This window comes from Cyclobacterium sp., assembly GCF_014762705.1.
In the GTDB taxonomy this organism is placed as follows: Bacteria; Bacteroidota; Bacteroidia; order Cytophagales; family Cyclobacteriaceae; genus Cyclobacterium.
This window is the reverse complement of the sequence record NZ_JABURL010000047.1, coordinates 19,145-42,638: the sequence shown is the minus strand read 5'-3', so window position 1 is coordinate 42,638 and position 23,494 is coordinate 19,145. Positions and strand designations below refer to the sequence as shown.

Below are 23,494 nucleotides of genomic sequence, written 5' to 3'. Positions count from 1 at the left end.
ATTTATGTTTTTTAATCATTATGGGATTTACTTCAGAATAGTAGATTGTTTTCAGACGAAAACCTTGGTTCTTCTCCTTGCTTGCCTTCTGACCAATTGGCAGCTCTTTGGTGTTCCCGCCGCAAAACCCCAGGTAATACTGCTCACAGATATTGGTGGTGACACGGATGACGAGCAAAGCCTGGTGCGTTTCCTGTATTATGCAGATCACTTTGACATCAAGGCATTGTGTGCAACTAGCAGGTTGGGGCATGGACAGGATATAAAACCAGAACTTATCAGCGGGCACTTGTCGGCATACCGTGAAATTTACCCCAATTTGATCATTCATTCGCAGGAATTTCCCCATCCCGATAGGCTTTTGTCTCTGATCAGGAAGGGACTAGGAAATTCAGCTGATATAGGTGAGGGATTCGATTCCGAAGCCTCGGAAGCTATTATTCAGGTAGTGGATGCGACAACCGATATGGTACATATTCCTGTTTGGGGTGGTTTAAGGGAATTGGCACAAGCCCTGTGGAAGATCAGTCAAACAAGATCCACCCGGGATGTGGATGCTTTTTGCCGGAGGATTCAGGTGCATGCCATCGGGGACCAGGATGGGCATCGGGAATACCTACTCAGAGAGTTCAAGCAACTGAATTTTATCGCCAATGGTTTCGCCTGGCAAGGTTTTACCGGTGTAAGGGAATTGTCTGCCTTCAGGGGCATGTACATGACCGGTCAGCAGCACATGCAAAATGGTGACTGGATCAGAGCCAATATTCACGGCAACGGTCCTTTAAGCGACCGGTACCAACTCCACGGCCATGGTACCAATGGCATGAAAGAAGGTGACTCCCCTTCTTTTCTCGGTTTGATCAGGAATGGATTAAACGCTCCCGAACGACCCGATTGGGGTGGATGGGGCGGCAGGTACCGGCTGCTGAAAGGAAAGCTTTGGATAGATGCTCCTGACTACCTGGAGGGCACACTCAATGAGCGACATTCGGTGGCCCGCTGGAGGACAGCCTTCCAGTCGGACTTTATGGCACGGGTAAAGTGGGCTCATCTACCTTATGCGGAAGCAAACCACAACCCTGTGGCTGTAGTAAATGGTCATCAGGGCCCAGATCCCTTGTATATTTCAGCGAAACCGGGAGATCTGATACGTGTTGATGCCGGTGGCAGCACTGATCCCGATGGACAACAAATACATTTTTTTTGGTGGGTTTATGAAGAAATTTACCGACCTGCCAAACACTTGCATTTACATGGGGACGACCAGGGTGCCGCTGTATCTTTTGAAATGCCGGTATTGGCATCAGAGGAATCCATCCACCTGATCGTGGAAGTGAGGGACCAGGGGCTGCCGGCTCTGACGAGTTATAAACGCATTATTTTAAGCCCAAACCCATGAAAACTATTCAGTCCTTGAACTACATGGTATTATTGCTGTTGACAGCTGCCTGCCAGCAGGAGACTAACGACGCAAAGGAGACAAATATGGAGGGCAGTATCCGGCCCTGGTCAGAAAATCCGGCCTATTGGGAATATAAGGGAGAACCCGTTTTATTGTTGGGAGCCACGGATAATGACAACTTGTTTCAGCAACCCAACCTCAAATCTCATTTGGACAGCCTTCATGATATAGGAGGCAATTATATCCGCAATACCATGAGCGACCGGGATCCCGGAGACCTTAAGGCCTTTGCTACAAATGATGAAGAAAAGTTTGACCTGAACCTTTGGAATGAGGCCTACTGGCTAAAGTTTGATAGCTTGTTGCATTGGACCGCTCAAAGAGATATCATCGTTCAGATTGAAATTTGGGACCGTTTTGATCATTCCAGGCAGGAATGGCTTTCTGATCCTTATCATCCAGCCAATAACATCAATTATACCTATGAAGAGGTTCAGCTAGATAGCCTGTATCCCAACCATCCCGGAGCAAACGAACAACCCTTTTTCTATACGGTTCCAGCTCTGGATGACAACTCCCTCTTATTGGACTACCAGCAATCCTTTGTACGCAAACTACTGAGCCATGCCCTTGAATATGATCATGTGCTGTATTGCATCGACAATGAGACCAAGGGGGAAGATGAATGGGCAGTTTACTGGGCTGATTTTATTAAAAAAGAAGCAGGAGATAAAGAAATCATGCTAACTCAAATGTGGGATGACTGGGATATCAAATCCGACATGCACAAGCGAACACTGGATCATCCTGAACGCTATGATTACATAGACATGTCCCAAAACAGCCACAATACCGGGCAGCTCAACTGGGACAATGCCCGTTTTATTTTTGATTATATCCAATCCAATCCCAGGCCTGTTAACAGTACCAAGATTTATGGGAGTAAAACGAGCCCCTGGACCAATCGGGGAATCGATGACAAGCATGCTGTAGAAACGTTTTTTCGCAACATTATCGGTGGTTTTGCTTCCAGCAGGTTTCACCGGCCTCCCGCAGGTTTGGGTTTGAGCAATCCATCCATACATGCTTTGATGGCTGTAAGGAAATTGGAAGAAAAAATTAAGTTCTGGGAAATTGAACCACACATGGATTTGCTGTCCGGAAGGGAGGTAAACGAGGCCTATTGCGCAATAAAAAAAGGTGAAAAATACCTCGTTTACTTTCCTCAAGAAGGAGAAGTTACCTTGGATCTGAGTTCATTGGCGGGTAATGCTTCCCTTCAGTGGCTTTCCATAGTAGATGCAAAATGGCTGGAAACCTCAGAAATTGAAGGCGGAGGAACCATCCAGCTGAGCAGCCCTGTGAGCACAGGCAGTATAGCTGTATTGGTTAGGGAATAAAACCGCTCTGGTGACTGCCAGGGTTTAAGTCAAAACAACATACCCGGGAAATAAAATAATAAGGCATGAAGAAGAATGGTATTTTCGGTATAAGCAGGAACCATTATTTTGTACTGTTGCTGTTATTGATTGTTTTTAATGCCTGTGGAACTGCAGAAGAATCCCGGGACCATCCCAATATTTTATGGATATCCCATGAAGACCTGAGTCCAATATATGGCTGTTATGGAGACAGTCTGGCAAGAACCCCACATATAGACCGGTTGGCGAAGCGCAGTATCAAATTCAATCAGGCCTTTTCCAATGCACCCATTTGTGCACCAGCCAGATCCACCCTGATTACCGGTATGTATGCCATTTCCCTGGGATCACAACACCTGAGGTCTGAAACCCCGGTACCCGAATCCATGAAAATTTTGCCCGAGGTACTGCGGGAAGCAGGTTATTATACCAGCAATAATGTCAAAACGGATTATAATTTTAGTCACGAGGGCAGGTGGGACGAAAGCAGCAATACTGCCCACTGGCGCAACCGGCCAGAGGGAAAACCCTTTTTCAGTGTTTTTAACTTTATGATCACCCATGAAGGTCCTACCAATGCCCTGAGGGATTCAGACACCGAATCCTTGTCCGAATATACCGATCCTGAGCAGGTAAGACTCCCACCTTATTTGCCAGACAGCCCTAAAATGAGAAAGATATGGGCCCATATGTATGACTTACTTGCGGTTTTTGATCAGGAAGTGGCTGATTTGCTGCAACAGTTGGAAGCAGATGGCCTCTTGGAAGAAACCATCGTTTTTGTTTTTTCCGATCACGGGCATGGGCTTCCGGGTCACAAACGCTGGTTGAATAATGCGGGACTCCAGATTCCTTTCATATTACATGTTCCAGAAAAATACAAGCACCTGGTTAACCATATTCAGGGCACCGAAACGGAGATAAAGGTGGGATTTGTAGACTTTGCACCTACGGTTATCCACATAGCTGGAGCAGAAGTACCTGAATTGATGGAGGGAACCAGTTTCCTGGGGAATGATCCGGGAGAAAAAAAATATGTTTTTGGTTACCGGGACAGGGCGGATGATTGTTATGAAGTTTCCCGCTCCGTTTATGATGGCAGGTATTTATATGTGAGACACTTCATGCCGCAGTTGCCTTACTTTCAAAATGCATTGATATTCAATAAGGGAGGGAGTTATGAGGAGATCAACCGGATCAGGGATTTGGGATCGTTGCCTGAACAAACCAGAAAAATGTTTGAAGCAAAGGAAGTAGAACTGCTATACGACCTGAAAAATGATCCGTTGGAACAAACCAACCTGATTAATGAAGCAGAGTTCAGTGGATTGATCCAGCAGCTTTCTAATGCATTGGATGAGTGGATGGTCCGGCACAGGGATACCGGACTGATCACGGAAGGTATTATGATGCAGGAGGCCAAAAATACTAGCATTTATGAAGTCGCCCGCTCCTACAGCAGGGAAAAGTATCAGGGAATATTGGATGTGGCCAAAATGGCAGGCAAAGTGTCGGATTTAGAATCACTTCAGCCTTATTTTGAAGCCAGTGACCCTTCTCAAAGGTTCTGGGCATTAATAGCATTGGATGCCTATGAAGGGGATATAACAGCCCTGATGCCTGAATTGAAAGAATTGATGCTGGACGAAGTACCCGCTGTAGCGATCAAAGCCGCTGAAATCATGGCAAAGCGGGGAGATGATCCCTATGCCTTTACCGTTTTGGAAAACATGTTGAAGTTAACTGATGAAGTTCAGGTCTTGCAAGCGGCCATCAGCGTACGGCAGCTTGGAGAAAAGGCAGCACCATTACTGACAGTGATTCAAGATGAAATATTTCCCAAATATGCAGGTGATATTTGGGGCCGGTACAAAAGCTGGAGTTATCCCATGTTTATTGGAATGGCCCTGGACCAAACACAGATCAACTGTGGAATAGCCATTGATACCCATAAGTAAAGGCCTGGTTTATACCATAAACATTAGTTTTTACAGGCTGGGCAAGAAAAATATCCCAATAAGTTGATAAATAGAAAAAATCATTTTAAACTAAAAAAATTGAATTATACCACAAAAAATGGAGGCGGACTATTTTTTTATTTTAAAAAAGTTGATTTTTTATAATGCCCTTTTATTAAATTTAATTCGTAATTTGACAAATTGCTTAAATTATTTAATATTTTTATTGCCGTAAACAGCATGTATTTGAAACAAAATGCCTTTTAACAGTTATTTCGAAAGATATTTTTACCGGTTCAATTTTTAATCAACTATGGATTGTCAGTCAAAAAATGAGCATGCCTATGAATTGACTTCGTTTAAAATGGAGTTGTTTTTTGAATTGTCACTGGACTTGTTTAGTGTGGCCGGCTTTGATGGTTATTTTAAGCGGGTCAATCCCGCTTTGAAAAAGGTGCTGGGCTATCCGGATGAGATTTTATATGGAAGACCCATTAATTCTTTCATTCACAAGGAGGACCTTGAAGCCACGGTGGAGACACGGAACTATATCATATCAGATGGTATTCCCCTGCTTAATTTTGAAAACAGGTATATCACCCATTCCGGTGATATCATTTGGCTGTCATGGACCTCTGTACCTGCGAAGGAAGAGGGGCTTATCTATGCAGTTGCTAAAAATATTACCCATAAAAAGAAACTGGAGGCAGATAGAAATGCCCTGATCACCAAACTCACTCAATCCAATGAAAAACTAAAGGAGCTTACTTTTACTACCTCCCATGATTTACGCTCACCTGTGAATAATTTACTGTCCATATTCAGTATTTTGGAGGAATCAACCATGGATCCCGTTGAAATACTGGAATTTATTCAATTGATGAAGCATTCTACCGAAGGCCTGAAGCATACTTTGGACACCTATGTGGACAATTTGAGTGAAAAAGATGTTTTGACAGTCCTGGTAGAGCAGATTGATTTGCAGGAGGTTTTGGGTAAGGTGAAAAATTCGATCAAATCCCTGATCGAAACTTCAAATACCAGGATAATGGCGGATTTCTCTGTCTTTGATCAGGTGAAATTCAATAGGTCCTATTTGGAAAGTATTTTTTTAAACATGTTTACAAACTCCATTAAATATGCCAAGCCAGGCAGTAATGCTATAATATCGGTTTCAACCAGAATTAACCAGGGTTCTCCCCAGTTGATTTTTGAAGATAACGGCATGGGTTTCGACATGAAGCGAATAGGGGATAAAGTTTTCGGTTTCAGGGAGACATTCCATAATAATGCAGACAGCAAGGGTATAGGCCTTTATTTGGTACATAATCATGTCACCTCATTAGGAGGGAAAATTGATATTGAAAGCGAGCCAAACAAAGGCACTAAATTTACCATTACTTTAAAGTGATAATTTTTCAGCTGATTGTCGCTTTCAATCCCTGGCCCCGTGCCGGGTTTTGGTCGGCAAAAGGTGTTAATATAGCATGCTTTTTTGCTAAAATGGTGGAAGTATTATCAGATGAAGGGCCTTACATTTAATTTTCTTTAACTGAAATCCAAAAAAGTCCATTGTTTTCCAAAATCTCAAAGTGGCACAAACACGATATTATGCTTCGTAATTATGGAGTAGTTATGCCCATTCTGCTACTGTTTCTTACCTTTTCTTTCAGTTCATGTACCCCCAATCAAGATAAATCGGAATCCCCTATTTCTGAAAAGGCTTTTCTGAATCCACCGACAGAAAGCAGGCCTATGGCCCTGTGGACATGGATGAACGGGCATATCGATACAGTAAAACTGCTTTATGAATTGGAGGAAATGAAAGATAAGGGATTTAGGGGAGCCATTATCTGGGATATTGGTTCTCTGATGGATCCCGAGGATATGATCCCGGATGGTCCGGCCTTTCTTGGACCTGAATCGCTGAATTACTTGTCTTTGGCCCTGGACAAAAGTCATTCATTGGGCCTGGATCTGGGCATTAGCTCGGCCAGTAGCTGGAACTCCGGAGGTGAGTGGGTAGACATTGCTGATGGGAGTAAGGAGTTGTTAAGTATTGCTGAACAGGTAACAGGACCTGCTACGATCAAGCCGGCTACTGAAAACCCGGAATCAGCCAGGGGAAGGGCAGAAAATTGCAAAAAGCTTTTTGTAATGGCTATTCCCCAAAACCCGGATAAAATTTATACACCGGGAGAAGTCATTGTTTTCCCGGTTAATGAACAGGATGGTAAAATAGCGGAAATTCAGCTACCTGCCGGGTCTTGGGAACTGCTGTCCATTTTTAGTTGCAATACCATGCAGCCTTTGGTGGTCCCCAGTCCAAATTCAACAGGCTTGATCATTGACCATTTGAGCCAACAGGCCACTGAAAATCATTTTGAAGCATTGCTTTCCAGAATAGATCAGGCCAGCACCCGTGAAAAACAGTTTAAGTTCATTTTTATTGACAGCTATGAGGTATGGCAAATGATGGACTGGACACCAAATTTTATAGCGGAATTCGAAAACCGATATGCTTATGATCCCAGACCTTATATCCCGCTTATACAAGGGTTTCAGCATTCAGATTCTCTGATACAGGTAAGGTTTGAATCGGATTACAGGCGCCTGGTAAGTGATTTACTGATCGAAAACCATTATGCCCAAACAGTAGAAATTGCTGAGCAGAGGGGCATGCAAATGATCACTGAGGCCGGGCATGGAGGACATCCCAGGGTGGAACCTTTGAAAGCACTGGGGCATTCCCACATTCCCATGGGCGAGTTCTGGAACCGGCAGCGCCACTGGGTAACCAAAGAGGCAGCAAGTGCAGCCCACATATATGGGAAAAAAGTAGTGGCTGCCGAATCGCTAACCGGTTGGAATCACTGGCAACACGGCCCGACGGACTTTAAGCAGTTGATTGACATTGCTTTTTGTGAAGGACTGAACCAGGTGGTGTTCCATACCTTTTCTCACAATCCTGAAATTGCCGGCAAACCCGGCTTTGTTTACCACGCTGGTGAGCATATCAATGTCAATGCTACCTGGTGGGAAATGGCCCGCCCGTTTATGGATTATATTGCCAGAAGCTCCTACATGTTGCGGCAGGGGAATTATGTGGCAGACGTCCTGCTGTATTATGGTAATGATGCCCCTAACCTGGTGCCTCCAAAACGGTTGGATCCGAATTATACACCCGATATGCCTGGACTGTTTCCGGATTATTTTTACGATGAATCCAAGTGTCCCCATTGTGGAAGGCCCAAGCCTGTCAATCCTGGAAAATTGCCTGGCTATGAATACGATTATATCAACGAGGATGTGATCACCAACAGGTTGGAAACAGAAAACGGTGCATTGGTATTGCCAGAGGGTCAGGCCTACAAATTATTGGTGCTTCCGGATCGCTCGGACATATCTCTGGAAGTATTGCAGCGTCTTGAGCAACTGATTTTCAATGGAGCAATAGTCATTGGCAAAAAGCCGGAAAGGGCCTCTTCCCTGAAGGGGTATCCGGAATCTGACAAAGAAGTAAAAAAAATTGCGGATCAAATATGGGGCAAGAGTGATGAAGAAAAGGTGTTTTCAAATCAATATGGCAGGGGTACCATTTATTGGGGAAAATCGGTCAGGGAAGTGTTGGATGAGCTTTCTATTCCACCAGACATAGAGGTAATGGGCATTGATAACCATGACCTGCATATAGATTTTGTTCACCGGCAAACCAAAAGTGAAGACATCTACTTTATATCCAATAGCAGTGAGAGGGAGGAAAAAATCTCCATTAATTTCCGGGTAGATGAAAACAGGATACCGGAAATATGGGATCCGGCTTCGGGTTTGATTCAACGCAAGGTTAGTTTCTCAGAGGGGAAAGATGGTTTAATGCTGGAAATGATCATGGGTCCTCTGGCTTCCAGGTTTGTTGTTTTCAGGGAGAATACAAGTGGTGTAAATGATGCTTCTTTGCACACCGACTTACAATTTGGTTTTCAGGAAGACCCGGAGGCAAATGATTCGGTTGAGACAATGGATATTTCAACCAAATGGAAGATTGCTTTCAACCCGGAATGGGGTGGACCTGAGTCGGTTCAAATGGATTCACTTATCAGCTGGACGGAGTCAGAAAGGGAAGGGGTACAATTTTATTCCGGAACGGCATCCTATTCCAGGGAATTTACCCTTGATAAAGAAATGGTATCCCCCAAAAAAGAAGCTTTTATCACTGTCGAAGACATTCAGGAAATGGCCCGGGTTTTTGTCAATGGTAATGATTGTGGCATCGTCTGGCTTCCACCTTATACCACCAGAATTACCCCTTTTCTGAAAGCGGGAAAGAATACAATCACCATTAAGGTTGTCAATACCTGGAACAATCGGATTGTAGGGGATGTCAGGAACGCGGATAAACTATTCTATACACGTACCAATGCCAAAATAAAATTCAACGAAGGTTCCCCCTTATTGCCTTCCGGCTTGATGGGTAAATCACAGATCAAATTTATCAATAAATGACAGGCCTATGAAATGCTTAATGTACCGGAAAATGTGGTGTAGTATGCTTGTTTGCATTGCTTTTTGCGGTAATGCCCCCGCACAAGATAAAAAGCCCAATATCATATATATTATAGCAGATCAGCTGCGGGCATCGGCCCTGGGCTATGCTGGAGACCCCAATGCAAATACCCCAAACCTGGACCAGCTCGCCCAAAAAAGTTTTAACTTTAAAAATGCCGTTTCAGTGATGCCGGTTTGTACGCCCTACAGAGCTGCGCTAATGACTGGCAAATACCCCACCACTACCGGAATGTTTTTAAATGATCTTCACTTACCATTATCGGAATATGGGCTGGGCGATGTGCTGGCAGATCGTGGTTATACCACGGCGTATATTGGTAAATGGCATCTGGATGGGCATGGCAGGCATTCATTTATTCCTCCCGACAGACGCAGGGGATTTGAGTATTGGAAAGTGGCAGAATGCGATCACAATTACAATCACTCCCATTATTATGCGGGAAACTCCGATAAAAAGCTTTATTGGGAGGGCTATGATACCTATGCCCAAACCAGGGATGCACAACAATACATGGCAGAGCAGGTAGGAAAAGAGAAACCCTTTGCCTTGTTTTTGTCTTTTGGTACACCCCATTTTCCTCATCACACGGCCCCTGAAGAGTTGAAGCAGCATTTCCCCCTGGACGATATTGTCCTGCCTGAAAACGTACCTGAATCCATGGTTGAGGGCTTAAAAATCGAAGCGCAGGGTTATTATGCCCACTGCGAGGCTTTGGATATCAGTATTGGAAATTTACTAGCCAGTCTGGAGGAATTGGGGATCAGTGAAAATACGGTAATTGTATTTACTTCAGATCATGGGGAAATGATGGGGGCCCATGGGGTAAGGGCCAAGGCCAAGCAGGTGGCACTGGCGGAAGCAGCCAGGGTGCCCTTTTTGATACGGTATCCTGAGCTGAATGGGAAAGCAGGAAGGACCATAGAAACTCCTATCACCACCCCCGATATTTTTCCCACCCTGTTTGGCATGCTGGATCTGCCCATACCAGCTACTTATGAAGGGGACGATCTCTCTGAAGTACTTACTGGTAATAAGGAAATTGAAAACCATGCTGTGCTCTACATGAAACTTGCTCCCTGGGGAGTAGGCGGTAGTTATGACAGGGAATACAGGGCTATCAAAACGTCCAGCCATACCTATGTTCGCTCCCTTGACGGGCCATGGTTGTTGTTTGATGACATCAATGATCCCTTACAGATGAACAATCTTGCTGAGAATCCTTCACACCAAAAACTGGTAGGAAAAATGGACAAACAACTCTGGAAATTACTAAACAAGTTTGGGGATGATTTTAAACCTGCCCAATGGTACATCGACAGGTGGAACCTTAAGCCGGCATCACATGGAAGTATTCCCTACAGTAACGAGGACAATATCGAGAACAGGGAGCCCCCACAATCTCCAAGACTGACCAATGGTACTTCCTGAGGTACTTTTTGTATCAAAAAGTAGGCAGGGGAAAAATCCTTTGCTAAATTGATTGAATTGAAAAAAAAGATTAATCCATGAAAAAATTTCTTGTACCTGTACTTGTTTTAGGCTGGCTGTTTGTTTCCTGCCAGGAAGAGGAAGTTGCCCAAAAACCCAATATCCTTTTTATCATGACTGATGACCATACCCAACAGGCCATTCACGCCTATGAAAAGGGTTTGTTGGATAGTGTTTATTTCCCCAATATGGACCGCCTGGCCAAAGAAGGAGCTTTGTTTAAAAACAGTTTTGTTACCAATTCTATTTGCGCGCCAAGCCGGGCCGTCCTGCTTACGGGTAAATACAGCCACCTGAATGGGAAGGTGGATAATGTGGGGCCCTTTAACTGGGACCAGATGATATATCCCAAACTGTTGCAGGAAGGTGGATATGAAACAGCCTTGATCGGAAAAATCCATCTGGGAGGTAAACCCCAGGGTTACGATTATTCCCTCACTTTACCCGGTCAGGGAAGTTACTATAATCCGGAATTTATCAGAAATGGAGAGGAAGAAGTGAAGTTTCAGGGACATTGTGAGGCCTTGATCCCTCAGTTTGTGGTGGATTGGCTGGAAGAAGATTGGGATAAAAGTAAACCCTTTGCCATCAACTACCATACCAAGGCACCGCACCGAAACTGGATGCCGGAAGAAAAGTACCTGGACTACCTGGAAGACAAGGAATTTGAATTTCCTGAAAATTTCTTTGACGATTACGAAGGAAGAGGTACTGCTGCCAGGGAACAGGAAATGGAAATCGTAGATAATATGTATTGGGGCTGGGACATGAAGTTTGAGGAAAATCCCTTTACCGGAGAGCCCAGTCGGCTGGCGGCTCCTTTTGCCCGCATGACAGAGGAGCAGATGGCAGCCTGGAATGAAGTATATGGACCGGCAAATGAAAAATTCCTAAAAGAGTTTGCCCCAGGTGATGAACGCATTACTGAGCTTCCCGATAGTATGGCACTTGCCAAATTTATGTTTCACAGGTACCTCAGGGATTACCTGAAAGTGGTGAAATCTGTGGATGATGGTATAGGTAAGGTACTGGATTACCTGGAGAATCAGGGCCTTTTGGATAATACTGTAGTGGTTTATACCTCAGATCAGGGTTTTTATCTGGGAGAACATGGCTGGTATGACAAGCGCTTCATGTATGAACCATCCCTGAGCACCCCGTTGATGGTGAGGTACCCCAAGGAAATTGAACCCGGTTCAGTAGTTGAAGACTTGGTGATGAACCTGGATCATGCGCCTACTATCCTGGATTATGCAGGTATTGAAAAACCCGGGGACATGCAGGGAGACTCCTGGCGTGCCATTGCAGCAGGAGAGGATTCTCCCTGGAGGGACGCCATTTATTACCACTATTATGAATATCCGGGACCACACAGTGTCAAAAGGCATTATGGGGTACGGACAGACAGGTATAAACTGATACATTTCTACTATGACATTGACGAATGGGAAATGTATGACCTGGAAAATGATCCGGGTGAAATGAACAGTATCTATGGAGATCCCGAATATGCCGAAATACAGGAAATGCTTCATACCCGCCTGGAAGAACTGCGGGAGCAATATGGAGATTCTGATGCATTGAATCAGCAATATATTGACCGGAGTTTATCGAAAAATTAAGCCTTTGCTGATGCAACTTATCAAAAAAGGCAAATCAATAATTTCTGAAAGCAGCACCCTGGCAGCGGTTCTTTTAGGAATCGCATGCCTGAGCTGTCAATCTCCGGATAAAAATGCTGCTGCTGAAAGTGAAAAGCCGAATATCATCTTTATACTTACCGATGATCAGCGATGGGATGCGCTGGGTTTTGCCGGAAATGAGATCATCCATACACCCTACATGGATCAGTTGGCCAGTGAGGGTTTGTATTTTGAAAATGCTTTTGTCACCACGCCTATCTGTGCGGCCAGCCGTGCTTCCCTATTTACAGGATTGTATGAACGAACCCACAATTTTACTTTTGGCAAGCCCCCATTACAGGATGCATACATGGCCAAAAGTTACCCAAAGCTTCTGAAGGATTCCGGTTACCGGACTGGTTTCATTGGGAAGTTTGGGGTAAAGGTGACTGAGGGAATGGAGGATTCCATTTTCAACGAAACAAACAAGACATTTTGGCCTTATTTGAAAGAAGTGGAGGGAAAGGAAATTCACCTGGCGGATACCAATGGGGATTTGGCTATAGATTTTATCAGGAACTCAGCAGATCAGCCTTTTTGCCTCTCCCTTTCCTTTTGGTCCCCTCATGCTGATGATGGAGCAGAAGAGCAGTATTTTTGGGCGGACTATACGGATCATTTGTATCGTGATGTGGAAATACCGGTGCCTGCCACCGCTGATCCTTCTTTTTATGACAGTTTGCCTGATTTCTTGCAGAACACACTGAACCGGGAAAGATGGTATTGGCGCTATGATACACCTGAAAAGCACCAGCAAATGGTGAAAGGATATTACCGGATGATCAGTACTGTAGACAGCGTCCTTTCAAGAATCAGGGTCTCTTTGGTAGAGGAGGGTATTGCAGATAATACGGTCATCATCTTTATGGGGGATAACGGGTATTTTCTGGGAGAAAGGGGCTATGCAGGAAAATGGTTGCTGCACGAACATTCCATCCGGGTACCCCTGATGATTTTCGATCCCCGGCAGCCTGAAAAAAACCGGAAAAAGATCCATTCTCAGCTGGTAACCAACCTGGATGTACCCGCTACCATTTTATCCCTGGCAGGAGTGGAAATTCCCGGAAGTTACCATGGCAGGAGTCTGACTGAATTTTATAATGATGTACCCAAGGATTGGCGGTCAGGTGTGTTTCTGGAGCATCGGCTGGAAAATAATGAAAAGCTGCTAAAAACAGAGGGTTACCGGGATGATGAATTTAAGTTTATCCGGTATGATGACAGTGATTTGATAGAGTTATACCATCACAAAACTGATTTTAATGAAGTCAACAACCTGGCTTCAGAAGAAAAATATGCAAAGAAAGTAGCCTATTATTCAAGCAAGTGTGATTCCATAACCGATAAATTACTTCAACAACGGGTGGAGGGTCATTGATGCCAACTCTTAATCTATTGCAAATACCATGTTTAGACAAATCCTTTCTTTAACCTTTATGGTGCTGCTGCTTTATTCTTGTGTGGAAAAGCCAGTAACAGGTCCCCCAAATGTGGTAATCATCTATGCAGATGACATGGGTTATGGGGATCTTAATATCCAGAATCCGGATTCAAAAATACCTACACCTCAGCTTGATAAGCTGGCATCAGAAGGGATGCGATTTACCGATGCACACAGTTCCTCCGGGATTTGCTCCCCAAGTCGTTATGCTTTATTGACAGGCACCTACCACTGGAGAAGAAAGCATGGCATCGTAGGAGCGTTTGGTAAGCCATTTTTTGATGAGTCAGATATAACCCTTCCTCAGGTGATGCAGGAAAATGGCTATGCAACAGCCTGTATTGGCAAATGGCACTTAGGGTGGAATTGGGAATTTAAAAATCCGCCTTCCGGTGAGGTCATGCAATGGGGCAGGAAAACCAATTTTTATTTACCGGACGAAATCGATTGGACCAAACCTGTTTCCGGAGGTCCTCTTGATCGTGGATTTGATTATTACTACGGGGATGGGACCATCAATTTCCCGCCTTATGCCTGGGTGGAGAATGACCGATTGGTTGAAGCACCTACAGAGATCATGGATATCAATGATATTGGTTTTGAGGTAAAAGAGGGCAATTGGGAGTTTCGACCCGGGCCGAAAGTAAAAGGATGGAACCCCTACGAGGTATTGCCGACGATTACTGAAAAAGCAACCGAATGGATCGGTCAAAGGACCAATGAAAAACCCTTTTTTTTATATTTTTCCTTGCCTTCTCCTCATGCGCCCATAATTCCAAATGATGAATTTGATGGAAAGTCAAAAGCAGGAGCTTATGGAGATTTTGTTAACCAGACAGATTGGGTGATTGGCCAGGTTTTGAAGGCAATAGAGGAGAATGGTTTTGAGGAGAATACCATTGTGATTTTCACATCCGACAATGGTCCGGAGCGGTATGCCTTTGAAAGAGGTGAAAAGTACGGTCATTTCAGTATGGGACAGCTTAGAGGGTTGAAAAGAGATGTATGGGAAGGTGGACACCGGGTTCCTTTTATCATCAAATGGCCAGGTCATATTCCTCCGGGATCCCGATCCGAAAAGCTTGTGTCACAAATTGACATCATGTCTACCCTGGCGGATTTGACAGAGACAGCACTTACCGAGGGTACTGCCCCGGATAGTTACCACTTTTTACCTGAATTGAGTGGTACTCCGGAACGTTTTCCACAGAGAGAGTTTTTGATTCACAATACCATGGAAAACCGGTGGGCAGTACGACAAGGGGATTGGGTATATATCAATGACAGCACAGGCCAACATACAAATATGCCCGATTCCTTTTTTCAACTAAGGGGATATCATGATTTTGATTCGCCCGGATTGTTGTTTAATCTGAACGAAGATTCCGGGCAACGAATAAATCATTATGCATCATACCCTGAAAAAATTGAAAGTATGGAAAGATTGATTTCCGAAAGTAAAGCAAAAGGATATTTAGTTAAAAAGGACTGAATAGGACCAAAACGAAACATTAAATACCTGGCTTATAAACAATGAAAATTAGACATTTATATATACTCTCTACGGTTATCCTGCTTGTAGCTTTATCTTATGCATTATTCTCTAATATACCCAAAAAAAACACCGTTTCCGCGAATCAGCCAAATGTGATTCTGATAATGTTGGATGATTTGGGCTATGGTGATATACAGGCTCACGGTAATCCCTACCTGAAGACCCCTCACCTTGATCGCCTGCATGGAGAAAGTGTCCGGTTTACAAATTTCCATGTGGACCCCAGTTGCTCGCCCAGTCGCGCTGCGATCCTTACCGGGCAGTATTCATCGCGGTCCGGAGTCTGGCACACCATAGGAGGAAGGTCCCTTTTGCAAAAAGATAAAATTACCATGGCGGAAATATTCAGGGATTCGGGATATGAAACCGCGTATTTTGGTAAATGGCATTTGGGTGAAAATTATCCCTATCGTCCTATGGACAGGGGCTTTACGGAAACACTTGTTCATGGGGGAGGGGCATCAGCAGTTCATCCCGATTATTGGGGAAATGATTATTTTGATGACATATACAAGAATAATGGCGTTTTTAAAAAATACGAAGGATATAGCAATTCCGTATGGTTTGATGAAGCTTCAAAATTTATCAGAGAAAATCAGGATAAACCGTTTTTTGCCTACATTTCTTCCAACATTCCCCACGCTCCCTTATTGGTGGAAAAAAAATACGCTGAGCCATACACGGCTGACTTGTCAGAAAGGATCGCCAATTATTATGGCATGGTGGCGAAATTTGATGAGGATCTGGGAAAATTTCTCAAAGAACTTGACAGGGTAAATCTAACGGAAAACACCATTCTGATATTCATGTCAGATAATGGTCCTGGCCCCTGGTTTGGAGGCATTATACTTGATGATGATCTTTTTGTGAAGGAGGGCTATAATGCAGGCATGCGGGGAGGCAAAATAAGAGGATATGAAGGGGCGCACCGGGTACCGTTTTTTATCCGCTGGCCATCAGGTGGTATAGGTGGAGGCAAGGATGTTGATAAGCTTGCCGCACACTTTGACATCCTGCCAACATTAGTAGATCTCGCTGGCCTTGAAGCACCTGAAAATGTTGAATTTGATGGCATGAGCCTGCAACCATTAATTCATAACCCCAAAAGTGATTGGACTGATCGAACCCTCTTTGTCCATAATCAGCGTTTGCAATACCCTGAAAAATACAAGGACTTTCAGGTCCTGACTGAGCAATGGAGATTGGAAGGACGTGAAAAAAAGGAACTTTATGATATAAAAAAGGATCCGGGGCAAAACAATGATGTTGCCAATAAACACAAGGATGTGGTTGATTTGCTGACTAAAGAATATGAGAATTGGTGGCAGGATATTTCTGTTGATTTTAACCTTTACAATAACATTATCATAGGAAATGAAAGGGAAATCCCGTCCCTTATCTATGCCCATGATGCATTGAGGAGTGACGAAGGATTGGTCTGGGCTATAGATGTGGAAAAGGAGGGCTTGTACGAATTTGCCATTTATCGCTGGCCTTTGGAATCAGGAAGGAGGATTGTGGAAAATGAAGGGACTACTTTTCGCCACAACATGCCTCCAACTTCAACCATTGATACCAACAGGTTTCGCATTGATGACGGCGAAAGGAGGGAAGATGCCCAGATAAATAAAGCGCATCTGGCTATTGGGAATTTAGAGAAGGAGGTAGCAGTTACCGATGCGATGACTTCTTCCACATTTACCGTTCAATTGAAACCTGGAGAAACTGCCCTAAAAGCATGGTTTAGTGGAGACAAAGAGTATGGTGCAAACTACGTTAAAATCCATTATATTGGACCGGCAGTTTTTGATAATCCCTCTGCTTATCAGGCAGTACATCCCGACAAATGGTTAAGAGACAAATGAAACGTACTATTAGTCACCTTCTTTACCGGGTTATGGATCTATTACTAAACAATATTAAAACCGAAAAAATACGATCAATGATCAATAGAAAAAACGCTACTTTGTTATTACTTTTCAGCTGGATTTTTGCCCATGCACTGAGTGCCCAGGAAGTTAGCTCATTTGAAGACCTGAAAAAGTTTGGTAAACTTCCGAAAAACTGGAAGCTTGTAGGAGGGGTTGGAGCCGACTGGCAGCACGACACCTTTCTTTCCACATCTGAAGGAACCGGAATCCTGGTAAATGAACCCACAGCGAAAAACAGGGAACACCTGGTATCCGGTTTTGAACATGGAGATATGGAATTGGAACTGGAGTTTATGGTTCCTAAAGGTTCCAATTCCGGCATTTACCTTCAGGGACGTTATGAGATTCAAATTCTGGATAGCTGGGGTAAAAACCATCCCAGCTTTGGAGATGCCGGAGGGATATACCAGCGCTATGACGAAGAAAATCAACAGGGCTTTGAAGGCAAGGCTCCCCGGACCAATGCAAGTAAGGCCCCGGGTTTGTGGCAGCATTTAAAGATCAATTTTGAAGCCCCCGTATTTGATGCTGCGGGCAATAAAGTAAAAAATGCAAAATTCAATCAGGTCTATTTGAATGGGGTTTTGGTCCATGAAAACGTGGAGGTGACAGGCCCCACCCGATCTGCCATCTTTGAAGATGAAAAGCCCAGAGGGCCCATTATGATTCAGGGAGACCACGGTCCTGTGGCGATCAGAAATATCAGCTATAAGCTATTTGATAATCCGGTACCTCCAATCACCGATCTTGAGTATGCCTATTTCAAGGGGAAGTTCCAATCCCCTGAAGAATTCCAGGATAGGAGCCCGGATCAGAAAGGCAGCCTGAACCAAATTACCTGGGATCTGGGCCATGGAATCCTTGATTTTGCGTATGTGTTTTCGGGGAAGCTGGAAATTCCCCAGTCCGGAACCTATACCTTTTCCCTGAATGCATTTGGCAAAACCAGTCTTTATGTCAATGGAGAAAACATCCTGAGCGATGAAGTACAATTCCCCGGAAATGTTCCCAGAAGTAATGCGGTAGCTCTGTCCCAGGGATCTGTCCCATTTAAGTTGATATTTTATAAAAACAATTATCCTGGTAGAAGGCCACAACTCGGTTTTTTTATTGCAGGGCCGGGAATCAAACAAAGCTCCCTACACGATCCTAACTCTTATATTGAACATGTGGTACAAAAACCTTTCTATTTAGAACCCTTCAATGAACCCATAGTGTTTAGAGGATTTTTGGAGCATGGAAACGAAGTTAAAACCCACACCGTCAGTGTAGGGGAGCCAGAGGGTCCAAATTTTGCCTATGATTTGCAGCAAGGTTCTTTGCTGAGTTTTTGGAGGGGGGGATTTCTGGATACTTCCCCCATGTGGAGGCAAAGAGGGCAATCCCAATTGATGGTTCCAAATGGAGCCTTGATTGAACTTCCCGGAGGGCCTGCCATTGCCAGGCTTGACCAAAATAGCAGTCCCTGGCCGGACTCCCTCAGCAGTGAGTTGTTTCAGATACAGGGTTATGCCTTAAATCGGGACAGGCGCCCCACTTTCAGCTATGAATTTGGCCAAATCAAAGTGAGGGATTTCTTTGAACCTGAGATGGATGGAAAAGCTTTGACCCGCACCATCAGCTTTAGTAATCCTCAAAAAACCGCTGATATATGGGCCAGAATGCTTGCTGCCGAAAAAATTGAGCCGTTCGGTGATGGTATATACAGGGTCAATCAGGGTCAATTTTATGTGAAACTACCTGAGACCATTTTTCTAAATACATTGATAAGGGATACTGATGCAGGGCAGGAACTCATAGTCCCATTATCCGAAATGGGAGAGGAAGGTCAAATTAAATACAGCCTTATCTGGTAGTGATAACAATAGCGAGAAGTAATTTAAATAACCAATATTATTGGAAGATTAGCGTATGAAAATTGATAATAATAGCCTATTTACCCGGACTTGTACTTTGGTTTTTAACCGAAAAAAATTTACAAAAGGTAAATTTTTTAGCTTGTCAATGGTTGCCCTTTTACTGCAGCTGTCACTCGACTTACAAGCTCAGGAGCCTGCCCAATCGGATGCTGGTGCACCGAAGGAGCAGGATTATTATTCCATTGTAACTGTTCCCATTCCTGATGGGATAGAACTGGAAGTGGGTGGTTTGGCTGTAACTCCGGATGGAAGTTTGGGTGTGGCTACCCGAAGGGGAGAAGTCTGGCTGGTAGAGAATCCTTATATGACTGGAACGCGTATTCCCCGTTTTACCCGATTTGCTGAAGGGTTGCACGAACCTCTGGGACTGGCCTACCATGAGGGTAGTTTATTTGCCAGTCAAAGGTCTGAACTTACCAAATTGACAGATAGAAACGGAGATGGGAGAGCGGATACATATGAGACCATTGTTTCCTGGCCCCTTTCAGGGAATTACCACGAATACTCCTATGGTCCCTTATTCACCCCTGAAGGAGACATGCTCGTTAACCTGAATTTGGGTTGGATAGGACACGGCGCCAGCCTGGCCAAATGGCGGGGCTGGATGATGAAGGTTTCTCCCGAGGGAGACATGAAACCGGTAGCTACCGGTATGAGATCACCTGCAGGTATGGGATATAATGCAGAAGGAGATGTGTTCTATGCTGAAAACCAAGGGGATTGGGTTGGTTCAGGCAGGATTACCCATGTGGAAACCGGCGACTTCGTGGGGAATCCCGAAGGCCTGGTCTGGACTCATTTGGAAGAATCTCCTGTTAAGTTAAAACCAGAGGACATACCAGATACAGGGGAGCCCATGTCAAAAGTTGCTGCGGATATTCCCGGATTCAAGACCCCTGCGGTTTGGTTGCCACATGGGCTGATGGGTATTTCTACTTCAGATATACTATTGGACAATTCCGGTGGAGCTTTTGGGCCTTTTACGGATCAACTTTTCGTAGGTGATCAGGGACACAGCAAGATTGTACGCGTCTACCTGGAAAAAGTAAACGGTGTCTATCAAGGTGTAGCTTTCCCTTTCAGAGAGGGTTTTTCTTCCGGAATATTGCGGATGGCGTGGGGAAAAGATGCATCGGTCTTTGTGGGCATGACCAGCAGGGGCTGGAGTTCTACAGGCAAGGAGCCCTTTGGCTTGCAAAGATTGGTTTGGACAGGCAAAGTACCCTTCGAAATAAAAACGGCAAAAGCCCGACCAGACGGGTTTGAATTGGAATTTACCAAGCCGGTAGATGCATCCGCAGCCCAAAATATGGATGCTTATCAATTATCCAGTTTCAATTACAAGTACCACCACAATTACGGCAGCCCGGTAATCGAACTGGAAGACCTGCTGCTAAAAGCAGCCCTGGTCTCTGAGGATGGGCTAAAAGTAAGATTGGTAGTAGATGGACTGAAGGAGGGCTATATCCATGAAATTAATGCTGAAGGAATCAGGTCAAAGGAGGGCATGGGTTTATTGCATGCTGTAGGTTATTATACCCTGAATCAAATTCCGACCGGGGAAAAAGTGGATCTTTCTGAAATCAGGCAAACCGCTGCCAAACCCCATGCAGCGCACCAAAACGTAGCCGTTGCGGCCTCCAATGAACCAGCCCCAGATAACGCTAACTCAAATCGAAGTAAACGCATGACGGAAATGCCTGAGTCCTGGACCAATGGACCCGACGAGCGCGTAACAATGGGCACAAGGCCGGGATTGAAATATGATAAAGATTTTTTCGAAGTAAAAGCTGGAAGCAAAGTACAAATCACGTTCAATAACAACGATGACATGCTTCACAACCTGGTGATCGTGATGCCAAACACGGCCATCGAGGTGGGAGAGGAGGCTTTAGAGATGGGCTTGGAAGGTTCTCAGAAAAACTATATACCCAATTCTGAGGATGTGCTTTTTCATACCAATATCCTTTCACCTGAAAGTTCAGAAACCATCTATTTTGAGGCTCCCATGGTTCCCGGTGATTATACCTATGTGTGTACCTTTCCGGGACATGCGTACGTGATGCAGGGGATTATGAAGGTAACCGAATAAGAAATGAGCATGGTCGTTCCTTTGAAATGTGTCTAAAAAAAATGAAACGCAAAATAGCCCCAATTTTTTGGGGCTATTTTGCGTTTCATTTTTTGTCATCTGCAATCCCATGTAGTTAATCTATAGCCTCCGTCAAGCCCGGTTTCATGGTACCTGAATCAAGAAGATTTTAAAGCGGTGGTATGGTAGTTCTTAATGTGAGGACCAAGGAACAACCTTGCGTAGATTCGGATAAGGGCAATTCCCCCGAAAATGAAACTGATGGCATTGAATGCTGCCAGTATGTACTGGTCTTCATGGATATGGCTGAATAGCAAATCCACCCCTATGAAGGTAGGACTGATGGGAAAGCCCATTAGTGCCAATGCTGCCAGCAAAAATACCAGGGCGAGCCTGGGATGCTCATACACATGCCCATAATATTGATTGAGGTCAAAGTAATCTTTTTCTTTATTCCTTAACCGTTCCAGTACCCAATATCCTATGACTCCCGACACCACCACCCCACTGAGGTATATCAGCGTTTGGTTATAATCGAACGTTTCATTAAAGGCCACTGCCAGGGCTATGCAGAAATGGTTGGCCATCACCAACATCAAAGCCAGTCTGGGGTGTTTTCTTTCCGAAAAGGCTTTAAATACCATCATCAAACCCAAAAAACCAAAAAGACCGGGTAAGTAGTTTCGGCTTATTTCAGAAGCAAAATCCTGATTGAAATACAACAATGAACCGATTAGAAAGAGGGGTAAAAAATACCGAAACAGGTTTTTGGGTGTTAGGAAATCAAGTTTTCTTCCCAACTTTTTGATCGGCTTGAAAATCACCAGGTTCAACAACGTATCCAAATGCCATTCTTTCAGAGATAGGATATAAAGACTGTAAGCCAATCTTTTAGAGAAAGAATTCTCCAGGGGAATTGCTTTGGGCATGAAATGGTAAAACTGATCCCTGATCATATAGGCAACTACCGAAGGAGAGACCAATAGCTGGTAAGTTCTGAGGAAGGCATTACCAGCAAAATGAATCAATACCAGCGTTTGCAGACCTAAGGCTATTTCGATAAACATGATCCCGATCTGTGCAATGGATGCGTAGGCAATCTGGGTTTTAATAGTCGTCTGCACCCTTGCAATGGGATAGGCAAGCAATGCTGTCAGCAAGCCTAAGCCCCCTATTAGTATCCTTGCCGTCGGTTGATGCTCCCAAAAGGGGAAGGTTCGAAGCAGGAGAAAAACCCCAAAATGCACGGACAGGGAGCCATAAAATATGGCAGAAGAGGGAGTCGGTCCTTCCATGGCCCGAGGTAACCAGGAGGAAAAGGGGAATTGCGCGGATTTGGCAGCGGCAGCAATCCACAAGCAAATCGCGATAAATAGCCCAATTCCCCCGTGCATGCTCATTTGTTCGGAAACAAGATCTTTATCCATTAATTTGATAAAGCTGATGTTTTCATGCCATAGATGGTGGCTGGCCCACATAGCGAGAATGATACCAATATCTCCAATCCGGTATATGGAGAAAACCTTTACGGCATTCCTTACCGGCAAATAGCGATCCCGGTAAAAAGCGATCAACAAGAAGGAAGCGATTCCCAGCATTTCCCATCCCAAAAATAAGGTTTCGAAATTACCAGCTACCACGGTAACATTGTAGGCCAGATAGAAAAAGAGCAGCGTATTAAAGAACCGCTTGTATCCCTCCTCCAGATGCAGGTAAAACCGGCTGTATCGGGTTATCAGAAAAGTAATAAATGCACCCACCCAGAGAAAAACCGCCGTAAGGGTATCAAAATAGAAATCCAGTAAAAACCGGTAGTCTCCGTTGTTGTAAAGTACCCAGTCTCGGATATTGATGGGATGCATTCCCATACCTGCCCAATAGCAAATGTATCCCGTGATTCCCACTAGTTGCAAGCTCACTGAAACAAAAGCCAACCTGGAAAAGCTATTTTCACGACCTTTTGGAATAAGTAGTGAAATTAAAAATGCTACCAGTGGCAATAAGACGAATAAACTGATCATCAGATGATTTACCATGG

Annotated in this window: 13 protein-coding genes; 12 read left to right on the top strand and 1 reads right to left on the bottom strand. The window is 44.4% G+C overall.

Translation table 11 applies throughout. The features are described from left to right. Nucleotides 1-4: 4 nt before the first annotated feature. From HUJ21_RS08905 to HUJ21_RS08850, 12 genes are all read left to right on the top strand, one after another. Entirely contained in the window at nucleotides 5-1,399 is a 1,395-nt protein-coding gene (locus HUJ21_RS08905) for a DUF1593 domain-containing protein (RefSeq protein WP_291368907.1), read from the top strand. Beyond that, the gene (locus HUJ21_RS08900) at nucleotides 1,396-2,802 is read left to right on the top strand and encodes a hypothetical protein (protein ID WP_291368905.1); all 1,407 of its coding nucleotides are present in this window, start codon (nucleotides 1,396-1,398) and stop codon (nucleotides 2,800-2,802) included. Before HUJ21_RS08905 ends, HUJ21_RS08900 begins: the two co-directional genes overlap by 4 nt. 65 nt (nucleotides 2,803-2,867) lie before the next feature. After that, the gene (locus HUJ21_RS08895; protein WP_291368903.1) at nucleotides 2,868-4,781 is read left to right on the top strand and encodes a sulfatase-like hydrolase/transferase; all 1,914 of its coding nucleotides are present in this window, start codon (nucleotides 2,868-2,870) and stop codon (nucleotides 4,779-4,781) included. A gap of 313 nt (nucleotides 4,782-5,094) precedes the next feature. Then, on the top strand, nucleotides 5,095-6,192 hold the full coding sequence (locus tag HUJ21_RS08890; RefSeq protein ID WP_291368901.1) for a PAS domain-containing sensor histidine kinase: 1,098 nt from the start codon (nucleotides 5,095-5,097) through the stop codon (nucleotides 6,190-6,192). A gap of 200 nt (nucleotides 6,193-6,392) precedes the next feature. Next, a complete protein-coding gene (locus HUJ21_RS08885; protein ID WP_291368899.1) occupies nucleotides 6,393-9,284 on the top strand; it encodes a glycosyl hydrolase in 2,892 nt (963 codons plus the stop codon). A gap of 43 nt (nucleotides 9,285-9,327) precedes the next feature. Beyond that, the gene (locus HUJ21_RS08880; protein ID WP_291368898.1) at nucleotides 9,328-10,776 is read left to right on the top strand and encodes a sulfatase-like hydrolase/transferase; all 1,449 of its coding nucleotides are present in this window, start codon (nucleotides 9,328-9,330) and stop codon (nucleotides 10,774-10,776) included. 77 nt (nucleotides 10,777-10,853) lie between these two features. Beyond that, a complete protein-coding gene (locus HUJ21_RS08875; protein WP_291368896.1) occupies nucleotides 10,854-12,458 on the top strand; it encodes a sulfatase in 1,605 nt (534 codons plus the stop codon). Between the two features lie 10 nt (nucleotides 12,459-12,468). Further along, nucleotides 12,469-13,896 carry a sulfatase gene (locus HUJ21_RS08870; RefSeq protein WP_291368894.1) on the top strand — a complete coding sequence of 476 codons (1,428 nt, stop codon included), beginning with the start codon at nucleotides 12,469-12,471 and terminating at the stop codon, nucleotides 13,894-13,896. A gap of 28 nt (nucleotides 13,897-13,924) precedes the next feature. After that, on the top strand, nucleotides 13,925-15,451 hold the full coding sequence (locus tag HUJ21_RS08865) for an arylsulfatase (protein ID WP_291368892.1): 1,527 nt from the start codon (nucleotides 13,925-13,927) through the stop codon (nucleotides 15,449-15,451). Between the two features lie 41 nt (nucleotides 15,452-15,492). Next, the gene (locus tag HUJ21_RS08860; protein ID WP_291368890.1) at nucleotides 15,493-17,379 is read left to right on the top strand and encodes an arylsulfatase; all 1,887 of its coding nucleotides are present in this window, start codon (nucleotides 15,493-15,495) and stop codon (nucleotides 17,377-17,379) included. A 77-nt stretch (nucleotides 17,380-17,456) separates the two neighbouring features. Continuing rightward, on the top strand, nucleotides 17,457-19,301 hold the full coding sequence (locus HUJ21_RS08855; protein ID WP_291368888.1) for a family 16 glycoside hydrolase: 1,845 nt from the start codon (nucleotides 17,457-17,459) through the stop codon (nucleotides 19,299-19,301). 148 nt (nucleotides 19,302-19,449) lie between these two features. Next, nucleotides 19,450-21,456 (top strand): plastocyanin/azurin family copper-binding protein, encoded by a 2,007-nt coding sequence (locus HUJ21_RS08850; RefSeq protein ID WP_291368886.1) that lies wholly within the window; start codon nucleotides 19,450-19,452, stop codon nucleotides 21,454-21,456. A 158-nt stretch (nucleotides 21,457-21,614) separates the two neighbouring features. Here HUJ21_RS08850 and HUJ21_RS08845 read toward each other — a convergent pair whose 3' ends face one another. Next, on the bottom strand, nucleotides 21,615-23,492 hold the full coding sequence (locus HUJ21_RS08845) for a proton-conducting transporter membrane subunit (RefSeq protein WP_291368884.1): 1,878 nt from the start codon (nucleotides 23,490-23,492) through the stop codon (nucleotides 21,615-21,617). Between the last annotated feature and the right edge of the window lie 2 nt (nucleotides 23,493-23,494).